The sequence below is a fragment of the Azobacteroides sp. (SeqCode) genome, assembly GCF_055395615.1.
This window is the reverse complement of the sequence record NZ_AP014701.1, coordinates 259,526-271,276: the sequence shown is the minus strand read 5'-3', so window position 1 is coordinate 271,276 and position 11,751 is coordinate 259,526. Positions and strand designations below refer to the sequence as shown.

Below are 11,751 nucleotides of genomic sequence, written 5' to 3'. Positions count from 1 at the left end.
ATTGCAAGCACAATTTATTTGTTTCGGTCAAACTTTAAGTATTTGGATATACGTGGATTCACTTTTTATGTCTAATTAACATCTTCAAAGATGATAAAGGTTATTATTTTCTTTGCTAGAAGCAAAATAATTGATACTCAAAATAATTGATACTCAAAATAATTGATACTCAAAATAATTGATACTCAAAATAATTGATACTTGTTAAGTCCTACATATACTGATAAAATTACTAAAAAAAATGATTTCTATTTCTAGAGTTATCAAAACTCATATAAAGTGTCGGAATTTAATTGATATTGTATATCACAATAATGAGAATATTTTTCTATGTAATGCATAGTTTAGTGATAGTTACTCGAAACATAATTCTTTACCACGAAATAAGTTATCAAACCTCCCATTATCATAAACTAAATGCCCATTAACAAAAGTTTTAACTACTTTATGAGAAAAAATTTCCCCTTCTAGAGGAGACCATTTACATTTATACAACAAGTTTTCTTTAGTAACTTTCCATCGACATTTTGGGTCTACCAGTACTAAATCAGCATAATATCCACTTCGGATATAACCTCTATCTTTCAGCTTGAATAATTGTGCTGGAGCATGAGACATCTTTTCAACTATAAGTGGTAAAGTGAAAACATTTTGCTTACATAATTCAAGCATCACAGGAAGAGCATGTTGAACCATTGGAGCACCAGAAGCTGCTTGAAAATATCTTCCCTTTTTTTCTTCCCAAGTGTGTGGAGAATGATCTGTAGCTATTATATCTATTTTTCCATCTATAATACCCTGTCTCAATGCTTCCCTGTCAGCAAAAGTTTTTATTGAAGGATTCCATTTTATACGATTACCTAAACGAGAATAATCTTTGTCAAAAAACCAAAGGTGATGAATACAAACTTCTGCCGTGATACGTTTTTCATGTAAAGGCTTTGATATCAATAATTCTATTTCTCGAGCACTGGATAAATGAAGCAAATGCAGTCGAGAGCAATATTTTTTTGCTAATAGAACAGCTTTGCTTGCAGAAGTATAACATACTTCTGCACTATATATTTTTGGATGGAAAGCAATATCTAAATACTCTCCAAACATTTCTATGTATTTTGCTTTATTGATTCGTATAACAGTTTCATTTTCGCAATGGGCAGCAATAATACGATCTGATAAAGTAAAAAGTTTTTCCAAAGCTACTGGATTATCTACTAACATATTTCCAGTAGATGATCCCATAAACACTTTTATAGCTATTGCCCGGTTAGCTTCTGGTTTAGTAAGTTCTTTGAAATTATCATTTGTGGCACCTATAAAAAAAGAATAATTGGAAAAACTATCTTTTGCAGCTCTTTTAAATTTATTGTCTAAAGCTTCTATTGTAGTTGTTTGAGGTAAAGTATTAGGCATATCTATAAAGGACGTGATCCCTCCAGCTACTGCTGCGTGCGACTCACTGTAAATATTTCCTTTGTATGTTAAACCAGGTTCACGAAAGTGAACCTGATCATCAATAATACCTGGCATTAATAAAAGTTCTGAAGCATCAATAATAGTTGTTATATTTTGTATATCTGTATTCTCTACAGATATACAATGAGGAATGACATCTTTTATCCTTTCTCCATCTATCAATACTGATCCTTTATAAACAGAACCTTCGTTGACAATATTTGCATTTTGTATAAGAATCACTATTTAATATTTTTTTGAGGATATTTGCGAAAGATACTATATAACCTGAGCCAAATAACACCAAAGAAAGCCTCATTGAATATACTCCCATCCATTTTAGATACCCCTTCTGTACGGTTAATAAAAATAATAGGAATTTCTTTTAGTACAAATCCACTCTTCCAAGCAGCATATTTCATTTCTATTTGAAAAGCATAACCTTTAAAGTGAATATCATCTAGAGAAATCGTTTCTAACACTTCTCGGCGGTAACATTTAAACCCTGCAGTAGTATCATTTATTTTTAATCCAGAAATAAACTGTACATACTTGGATGCCATGTAAGAAAGTAAAACTCTTGACATAGGCCAATTTAGGACATTTACACCCTCTATATAACGAGATCCAATAGCAACATCTACTCCATCTTCTGAACATGCATTATACAACTTAATTAAATCATCAGGATTATGAGAAAAATCCGCATCCATCTCAAAGATATAATTATAATTATGTTCTAATGCCCATTTAAATCCACTAATGTAAGCCGTTCCCAATCCATGTTTTCCAAATCTTTCAATTAAATGTAAGCAAAACGAAAATTCTATCTGCAATGTTTTTACAATAGCAGCAGTAGCATCTGGAGAACAATCATCTATTACCAAAATGTCAAAAGATTTAGATAAAGAAAATATGTGTCGAATGATTTTTTCAATATTTTCTTTTTCATTATAAGTAGGAATAATAACAATACTATCATTCATAGTACTTTTAGGTAATATTTATGTACATAATTTGGGAGCAATTCTGGATGAAATAAGCTTATCATTTCTTTTAATAACCAATCAGGATGAAGTAATAACTCCTGATAATAAGATTTTTTAAAAGTATTACAAGCATAAATATTTTGATTCTTATAAGCATTAAATAAAGTATAATTTACACACTTTTGAGACAATTGCTTGTAAGTAAGTTCTTTAGAACTATAATATTTAATTAACCAATAATTTGCCTTTTCAGCTTTACTTAAAACTGTTTCAAAAGATAATGGAATTGAGCCTGTATTACAATTATCTTTTAAAATATAGGTTGCACCAGCATCATATAGCATATTAGCCAAGTAACTCTTGCCCCCAGGAAGGTACCAAATATTACCATATTTCATCTCTGTAAAGACAGTAGGACGGAAAGTAATATTTTTTGTCAACTTTTTGAGTTTATTGTATGTATGAACGATTTTTTGAAATAAAGAGTCAGCAAGTTGCTTTTTATCAAATAATAATCCAATAAAACAAATCCATTCAGTTTGAGCTAAAGGATTGGTTTCCATATAATCTGTACAATAAATAATAGGAATATTTAGCTTGTTTAACACACTAGTATTTGCATCAATTGGATTAACAAAAATTATTTCTGGTTTAATAATTATCAATTTTTCTACATTAGGATTAACTGAAAGTCCAATATTTTGTATTGTTCCTAATGCAATTCCTTTATTTACAGATTGAAGATTAACATATTGTGGTTCTGTTATACCTATTAAAGTGTTCAAAACACCTAAAGCATCAAATATTCCACAAATAACAGGTGAAAAACAAACTGTTCGTTTTACAGGTGTACGAATTAAAATCCCTTTAGGAAAAGATTTTGGAAGTTTTTCAGTTCTAGGAATTAAAATATATTTTTTGAATAAACGTGTTTTATCCAAAGGATTTTGAATCCTCACAACTGTATAATTACTATATTTCTTTACTTGAAACCCTTGTGCATAGTAAGTACCATTATTCTGGATATTTTTACCTGTTTCTAACCAATTGTTTTTATTTTCTCTGTAAGTAAAAAGAAATAAAAAAAAAATAATAGAGAAAAATTGTTCATATACACTTTACCACTTTTTGCGTGGCAATGTTTAAAAGTAATTATTTTGGGTACTAAAGTTCATGTGGACCTGGAGGGATTCGAACCCTCGTCCAAACGAGGAATCAACTTGCTTTCTACATGTTTATCCATATTTTATTTTAGACTTAATACAAGGTTAAGGATACCCGAATACTAAGCTTATCCTCTTTTATTTCATTTTGAAGTGCAAGGATTACTTCAAACTATCTTCGATATTATAGCACCGCCTTTTCGGATTGCTTCGAAGCCAGAGCTTCCGAGCGATGTCTCGTTCCGTCTATCTATAGTCGGAATAAGCTTGTATCTACTTATACTTCAATCAAGCAGCGAGAGCGTAAGAATTTTCGCCAATTAAATTGTTATTATTCGAGATTAAAGTGCTGAATAACGGCGCACTACATGCTTACAAATCATTTCTACTCGCTGTCAAAACCAGTCAAGCCCATAATTCACGCTTACAAAAGTACAAAATATTATAAATATAAAAATATTGTTTTTATCAAAAAAAAACTTAAATTTATGCAATTGATATACAGAGAAATTAATTTGTACTTAAAATTAGGAGTAAGGGGGAGGGTTAAGGTAAGCTTCTGTCTTTTCCCCTTAATTAATTAGCGGTTTTATGAAAAATTACGAAACTGTTTTCATTTTGACTCCAGTTTTATCTGTTGAACAGATAGAGGAGGAGGTAAGTAAATTCAAGGCCATTTTAGCTACTGAGAAAGCAGAAATTGTGAATGAAGAAAATTGGGGACTACGTAAATTAAGTTATCCAATCAAAAAAAAAACAACTGGATTCTATTTCTTATTAGAATTTAAATCAGATTCTGTTATTATTTCCAAATTGGAAATGCAGTTTCGACGTGATGAAAGAATACTCCGATTCTTAACTTTTCGTCAAGACAAAGATTTTGTAAAATACGCAGCTAAACGAAGAAATAAGCTTAAAGAAACTAGATAAAGGATTTTAATTATGGCGATATATAATAGTAATTCAGAAATTCGTTACTTAACTCCTCAAACTCCTGATACTAAAAATAGAAAAAAATATTGTCGTTTTAAAAAAAACGGTATTAGATTTATCGATTACAAGAATCCTGATTTTTTAAGAAAATTCTTAAATGAACAGGGTAAGATTCTACCTAGGTATATTACAGGGACTTCAGCAAAGTTTCAACACCGTGTCTCTAAAGCGGTAAAACGTGCTCGGCATTTGGCTTTACTGCCTTACGTAGCTGATTTGATGAAATAAAAAATACCATGCAAGTAATTCTATTAAAAGATATTAGTAATCTTGGTTATAAAGATGACATTGTCACTGTAAAAAATGGTTATGGAAGAAACTTCCTGATTCCTCAAAAAAAAGCTCTTTTTGCTTCTGCAATAGCAAAAAAAGTATTAGCAGAGAATCTTCTTCAACGAGGGTACAAATTGGAAAAAATAAAAAAAGATGCTCAAACATTAGCAGATAAATTGGAGGGTCTTTCTCTTATTGTTGGAACAAAAACTAGTTCTACTGGAACAATTTTTGGCTCAGTTACCAACATTCAGATTGCAGACGAATTAGAAAAAAAAGGGATTAAAATAGAACGAAAGTTAATTGTTATTAAAGAGCATATAAAAGAGATCGGTTCCTACAAAGCTATTTTAAAACTTCATAAAGATATTATAGTAGAAATGCCCTTTGAAGTGGTATCAGAATGAAATTTCATTAATTAATGAAAAAGAAAAACAGTTTGTGTTTCATATAATTTATTAGTAGTTATTTTGATGTCTTCCTACTGCGTTTTTTATTTTTTTGTTAAGATCTGCATGTAGTTAAGATGTTTAGAATAAGGGTAGCTTTTTCTTGTAGATTTGTAGTAGGAAATATTTTTCTATATTAGTCTTTAAGACAATTAACTAATTCAAGTAAATTATTTTAAATGGAAAAATTTATTAAAAATAGGCTAATAGTTAGTCAAGAATCATAACGCGTATTAGTTTTGCTGTCATTTACATAACAACTTTTTCTCTTCAAAATTCTACGATGTGTTCAACTTCTTATTTAGAAAATAGAATAATCAAAATTTTATGTCAGTTCCCTATATCTGAAGAATAGTCTTTTTTTAAGTATTAGATAGATTAATTTTCGTTTATCAGACAAATGGTACAATAGAGATTTCTTTACTTTTTGTCCTTGCTCATTAAGAGTTTTTCTTTCAATTTTATATAATTGTTTTTTAGCTTAATTAATTTTAATTTATTCTCTAATAAATGTGTGTAAAAGCAATATTTTAATTATTAATAATATTGCTTTTACTTAGGTTTTTATCTATCAATCATCATTGTAGAATTCAAAGCTAAATTCATTATCTTGAATTCCCTGATAGAAATGATCATTTTCGTCATTATCAGAGAGAAAAAAATCAGAAAATTTTACGTTTTTTATTTTGATTATTTGTTTAGGTGGAATACCTGAAAATTTAACAATTTTTGGGGCATCTTGTTTTTTTTCTGGAAAAATTTCATACAGTTCTATGAAAAAACAACGATCGTTTAACTGGTCAAAAACATAAATTAACTTTTGCTTTTTCTCATTAAGAAGTTCGCTTAGTTTGCAGGTACTCATTACGTAAACGTCTCCATAAGAAGGTGATTCCATATTAATTACAGTGATTTCTGTTTTTCTAGACCAGTTGTTAGTACAAATGAAAAAAGAAGTAAGTTGGTCTTTGGTATAATTTACAGAATTTAGTATCGCTTTATGCAATTGAAAAAATGTTGCATCAGAATTAATAATAATATCCCTACGAAAGTTATTTACTTCATCGGAAATTAAAACAAAATAATAAATCATAGAAAACTTAACTAAAAATGATTCATTTTAAATAGCATCTTTTATAATTTAGAAAAGAAAAAATTGTGTACACTAGTAACTTTTATTCAATTATTTATTCTTGACTATTTGTGCCATAAATTCGGCCTCACAAACTAAACGTTCACCTACAAAACAATGTCCTTTCATAGTAGCTGTTCCTCTACGAATATCACTAATAAATTTTAAATGAAATATTAGTGTATCACCAGGGATAACTTTTTGACGAAATTTGACAGCATCTATTTTCATAAAATAAGTAGAATAGCTATTAGGTTCTTCCAATTTATTCAAAATTAATAGTCCACCTATTTGAGCCATAGCTTCTACAAGTAAAACACCAGGCATTAAAGGTTCTTGAGGGAAGTGTCCCTGGAAAAATGATTCGTTAACGGATACATTTTTAACACCTATAATGTGTTTTTCTCCAATTTCAATAATTTTATCTACTAATAGAAAAGGATATCTATGAGGTAAAAGTTTCTTAATACGATTAATATCCATCAAAGATTCCTTATTAGGATTGTATTCAGGAACCTGTATTTTGTTAACTCTTAGATTTTTACGAATAAGTTTAGCTATACTATTATTAATCTCATGTCTAGGACAAGTAGCAATAATTCTTCCACGTATAGGGTTACCAACCAAAGAAATAGATCCTAAAACGTCTAATAATTTATGTCGAGCAGGTTCATTAGAATAAACTAATGGTCTATCCATAATATATCCCAACTTCATGGCATCTTTACGAGTAATATTTATTTTGTCAGTCAATTGGTCTAGTTTTTCTTGAGTTGTTTGTCTATCATAAATAATAATATTATTATCAAGAGTTCCCTTTTTAATCAAATTTTTTTCTATCAAAAGTTCTATTTCTTTTACAAATACAAAAGCACGACTAGCTGCTATCTCATTTTTAAAATCTTCTAAACGATTGAGTGTAGCAAATTGACTATTAAGAATAGTTGAATCAAAAGAAATAAGAGTATTAATTATTAAATGGTCGTCAGGGAGTAATACAATACTTGAGCCGTTAGTCTCTTTATCGCAAATTTCTACTTTATTTTTTACAATGTAATACTCTCGTTCTTCCATTTGTTCTTCCAATCCAATTCTCTCAATTTCATTTACATAAGGCATAGCGCTACTGTCAAGAACAGGAAATTCTGATGCATCTATCTCTATTAAACAATTATCAACTTGTAAAGCGTATAATGCTGCAAAGGCATGTTTAATAGTATTTACCTGTATACTACTATTATAAAAAATAGTAGTACCCTGTAAATTATCAATTACATTTTCAGCAGTAGCATTAATTATTGGTTGTCCATCTAGATCAACTCTCTTAATTTTGTAACCATGATTTTCAGGAGCAGGGGAAAAAGTGATATGCACTACCTGTCCACTGTAAAAACCTCTTCCTGAGAGAGAAAAACTTTGTTTAAGTGTGTGTTGTTTATCCATTTTGTATTAACCTTTAATGTATTTATGGAATATTTTTTATAATACAATATTTAAATACCAATTCTATCAAAAAAGAATACAACTTTTTCTTGAAAAAGTTGTATTCTTTCCTATTTTTTGTTTTATCCTCGAGTATTCAATTTTAGTTTTTTACTGAACCATTTTTTTACAGTTTTTTTAAAGCTATTCTATTAATGATTCGGGAGTACGATTTTATCCTTTAATTCAAGAACATTAATTATTTTATTTATGATTGTATTGTAATTTTTTTATCATAAAAGTAAAAATTCAATTTTCATTAAAAGGATTTTAAAAAAATTAAGTCACAATAAATGCTTAACATTTAATTTTTACTAAAAAAAAATTTATTTGTAATATTCTTCAATTTTTGTAATTCAGAGATATTGAAACGAAAAAAATGTTTTTTTTTGAAAAAAATATAATGTATCACATTTATCTTGATTGATGATAAGTGTAAGTACATTATATTTTGTGAATTGTTCTGAATTTTTCAGTTTTTATATATTAATTATAATTAAAAAAAATTATCAATCATCTATATACCAGTTTTGTTTTTTCAGATTGTATATGTGTAATACAGTCAGTTATACTGACTGTAACAAAAGATATTCTATCAAAAATGTCTCTTGTTTTAATAAAAAAAATCACTCATTAATTTATCCCAATTTTTCTTCGTTTTCTTTATTTATTTCTTTTTCTTTACGCTGTTCATCCTCAAAAATACGGCTGTGGGAAAGAATTATTCGTTTGGCTTCTCTATTGAATTCGATAACTTTAAAATTCAATTTTTCGTCCAACAACGGACGAGAACCATTTTCTTTTACTAAATGTTTTGGAGTAACGAATCCTTCTACACCGTAAGGTAAGGAAATAACAGCTCCTTTATCAAGTAATTCAATGACAATTCCTTCATGTACTGATCCAACTGTAAAAATTGTTTCAAATATATCCCATGGATTTTCTTCTATCTGTTTATGTCCTAAACTCAAACGACGGTTTTCTTTGTCAATTTCCAATACTTGTATTTCAATTTCACTACCTATAGAAGTTATTTCACTTGGATGTTTAACTTTTTTAGTCCATGAGAGGTCGGAAATATGAATTAATCCTTCAATACCTTCTTCAATTTCTACAAATACGCCAAAGCTAGTAAAATTTCGTACTTTGGCAACATGTTTGCTACCAATTATATACTTATTATCAATATCTTCCCATGGATCATTTTTTAATTGCTTAATACCCAATGAAATTTTCCGTTCTTCACGCTCCAAATTCAAAATAACAGCTTCTAATTTATCTCCAACTTTTACAAATTCTTGAGCACTTTTCAAATGTTGAGTCCAAGTCATTTCTGAAACATGAACAAGACCTTCAATACCAGGAGCTATTTCAACAAATGCGCCATAATCGGCTACAACAACTACTTTACCTTTTACAATATCACCTATTTTTAAATTCTCGTCTATATTATTCCAAGGATGAGGAGTTAATTGTTTAAAACCAAGAGCAATTCTTTTTTTTTCATTGTCAAAATCAAGAATGACTACACTAATTTTTTCGTCTAATTGAACTATTTCTTCTGGATGTGATACACGTCCCCAGCTTAAATCAGTAATATGTATCAAACCATCGACACCTCCTAAATCGACAAATACTCCATAATTAGTAATATTTTTAACTGTACCCTCTAAAATTTGACCTTTTTCAAGTTTTGAAATAATATCTTTTTTCTGTTGTTCTAATTCTGCCTCAATGAGAGCTTTATGAGAAACAACTACGTTTTTAGATTCTTGACTAATTTTAACAATCTTAAATTCCATTGTTTTATCTACAAATGCATCATAATCACGTATAGGTTTAACATCAATTTGGGAACCTGGTAAAAACACTTCCATTCCAAATATATCTACGATCATACCTCCTTTTGTACGACATTTAATATAACCTTTGATAATTTCATTTTTTTGAAATGCCTCATTTATTTTATTCCATGAATGGATATGAAGAGCTTTTTTATGAGAAATAAGTAATTGACCGTTTTTATCCTCCTGATTTTCAATATACACTTCAACTTTATCATCTATTTTTAAATCAGGGCAATAGCGAAACTCTGTTGTTGCAACCACACCGTCAGATTTATACCCAATATCAATAAATACTTCCTTTTTAGTGATAGAAGTCACTTTGCCTACAACGACTTCGTTTTTGTTAATTTTACCGACTGATTTACTATAAATTTCTATCAATTGATTTTTACTTATTCCTTCATAAATTTCTTCTCTTTCGTAGGTATCTAAGTCAAAATTCTTATTAAGAGCATTTGTTTTTATTTCTAGATTTTTTTCTACTAGTTGTTCTTTATTCAATTCTTCATTCATTTTACTTAAAAATAATCTTTTAAATTAGATTTTTACACTTTTTAGATTTAATAAAAGATGATAAGGAACCATTTATCTTTCTTTTAGGAAGAAAGATAATGATTATTGAAAATAAAACCTAATTCATTTCAATTTACATCGTTTTTTTAAAATTTTAATACTTATTTTCTGATTCTTAATAAAAGGTATTAAAGAATTATCATAACTTTTATGCAAACAAGTAAAAAAAAACGGTTTTATTATAATTTCATTTTAACATATATGTCTGTAAATCAGACATTTTGTTAAATATCATTTTTTCTTTTACTCTGATATTAGTTGAATGTAGATAAGCAAACAATATCCGTTTCTCTATATTTTTCATTCGTAAATACAGTACCATTTTCAGTACCTATCTTAAAAGATATTTCTAAAATTTTTCTAGATAATTGTCATTTACGAATAATAATTGTCCATTTGACTAGAATAGATGTGTTATGTCCAAAATTTCCTTTTTCAAATCTAAAAAGTAATACAGTTTGAGTTAATTCTTGAAAAAATGCTCTTTTTCCAAAAATTTTGGACAATTATTGTATTGTACTTAAAATGAATCTGTTCAATTTTATATTTGAGTTCTTTTTTTTAAGAAGCTAAGTCTAATAAATATTAACTCTCAATTATTTATTTTGGATGATTTATATACTTTTAATAGAAAAACAAATATAGGTTACTGCTTTGATTAAGCAAACCGAGAGATATATCTGCTTTTTTAAAAAAATATATTGTGATAATAAACGTAAAGAAGATTTCCACTTATCGTGTTTTCTTCTAGACTAAAAATCAATACTTAATGTATCAATCTACGATTAGAATCTAGATTCTATTGCGATACAAATACTTTTTTATAAAAAAATGACAGCCTAGCTGAGGGATCTACTCTTTTCTCTCTTTTACAAAGGAGAAAAGAGTAGATTATGTAATCAGATATAAATACCTGTCTAAAAATGTTTGTTGGAATCATAATATAATTCTACATATCTCTCAAAACTTGAAAGTGTATTTTTTAGTACTTCACTAAAAGAACGATTAGAAATCTCTTTTTTTATCCAATTTGTATTTATAAAGAAAAATTATTTTCGTTCGTTTGAAGCTTTTAAATCATCTTAACCTTGCACAAAAGATATCTTGATTTTATTTTAGCTCTTCAAAAGAGCTTTAACCAAGGTATTTTCTTAAAATTCGGGTATCCCGAGGGTATAGTGTATACTTAAATTTAAGTTTATTCACTGTTGTAGCAATAATTTACTATTCATACAATGAAAATATGATATCGAAATTCAACTTTCATCCACTATCGACTGGATATATTGACGTTTTTACGGTAACAGTGTTCTTTTATTTTTTTTGAGTAGTTTTTTATCTCTTTTAAAAGAGTGTACTCTCCCATTAGATAGAATGAATCATAATTTAATATGA

Annotated in this window: 8 protein-coding genes, 1 other RNA gene and 1 pseudogene; 3 read left to right on the top strand and 7 right to left on the bottom strand. The window is 28.2% G+C overall.

Annotated features, from left to right (window positions below):
* Window positions 1-354: 354 nt before the first annotated feature.
* From ACZ5QM_RS01220 to ssrA, 4 genes are all read right to left on the bottom strand, one after another.
* Window positions 355-1,698: a dihydroorotase gene (locus ACZ5QM_RS01220; protein WP_464183086.1), complete on the bottom strand. Its 1,344-nt coding sequence runs from the start codon at window positions 1,696-1,698 to the stop codon at window positions 355-357.
* A complete protein-coding gene (locus tag ACZ5QM_RS01215; protein ID WP_464183083.1) occupies window positions 1,698-2,441 on the bottom strand; it encodes a polyprenol monophosphomannose synthase in 744 nt (247 codons plus the stop codon). The genes ACZ5QM_RS01220 and ACZ5QM_RS01215 overlap by 1 nt, the downstream gene beginning before the upstream one ends.
* Window positions 2,438-3,403, bottom strand: coding sequence for an ABC transporter substrate-binding protein (locus ACZ5QM_RS01210; RefSeq protein ID WP_464183081.1), 966 nt, complete (start codon window positions 3,401-3,403; stop codon window positions 2,438-2,440). Before ACZ5QM_RS01210 ends, ACZ5QM_RS01215 begins: the two co-directional genes overlap by 4 nt.
* A gap of 214 nt (window positions 3,404-3,617) precedes the next feature.
* Window positions 3,618-4,020: a transfer-messenger RNA gene (ssrA, locus tag ACZ5QM_RS01205) on the bottom strand.
* Window positions 4,021-4,198: 178 nt separating this feature from the next.
* Between ssrA and rpsF the strand changes: the two genes are divergently transcribed.
* From rpsF to rplI, 3 genes are read left to right on the top strand one after another with little or no spacing between them, the layout of a single operon-like run.
* Entirely contained in the window at window positions 4,199-4,537 is a 339-nt protein-coding gene (gene rpsF / locus ACZ5QM_RS01200; RefSeq protein WP_464183080.1) for a 30S ribosomal protein S6, read from the top strand.
* A 12-nt stretch (window positions 4,538-4,549) separates the two neighbouring features.
* Window positions 4,550-4,828, top strand: a complete 279-nt coding sequence (gene rpsR, locus ACZ5QM_RS01195) for a 30S ribosomal protein S18 (RefSeq protein ID WP_464183078.1) — start codon at window positions 4,550-4,552, stop codon at window positions 4,826-4,828.
* A gap of 8 nt (window positions 4,829-4,836) precedes the next feature.
* Window positions 4,837-5,280, top strand: coding sequence for a 50S ribosomal protein L9 (gene rplI, locus ACZ5QM_RS01190; RefSeq protein ID WP_464183076.1), 444 nt, complete (start codon window positions 4,837-4,839; stop codon window positions 5,278-5,280).
* A 613-nt stretch (window positions 5,281-5,893) separates the two neighbouring features.
* On the opposite strand, the gene ACZ5QM_RS01185 is transcribed toward rplI, so the two are convergent.
* From ACZ5QM_RS01185 to rpsA, 3 genes and pseudogenes are all read right to left on the bottom strand, one after another.
* A complete protein-coding gene (locus ACZ5QM_RS01185; protein ID WP_464183074.1) occupies window positions 5,894-6,415 on the bottom strand; it encodes an IS1096 element passenger TnpR family protein in 522 nt (173 codons plus the stop codon).
* 90 nt (window positions 6,416-6,505) lie between these two features.
* Window positions 6,506-7,897 carry a bifunctional UDP-3-O-[3-hydroxymyristoyl] N-acetylglucosamine deacetylase/3-hydroxyacyl-ACP dehydratase gene (locus ACZ5QM_RS01180; protein WP_464183073.1) on the bottom strand — a complete coding sequence of 464 codons (1,392 nt, stop codon included), beginning with the start codon at window positions 7,895-7,897 and terminating at the stop codon, window positions 6,506-6,508.
* A gap of 686 nt (window positions 7,898-8,583) precedes the next feature.
* Window positions 8,584-10,296 (bottom strand): annotated as a pseudogene (gene rpsA / locus ACZ5QM_RS01175) (30S ribosomal protein S1); the annotation flags it as partial.
* Between the last annotated feature and the right edge of the window lie 1,455 nt (window positions 10,297-11,751).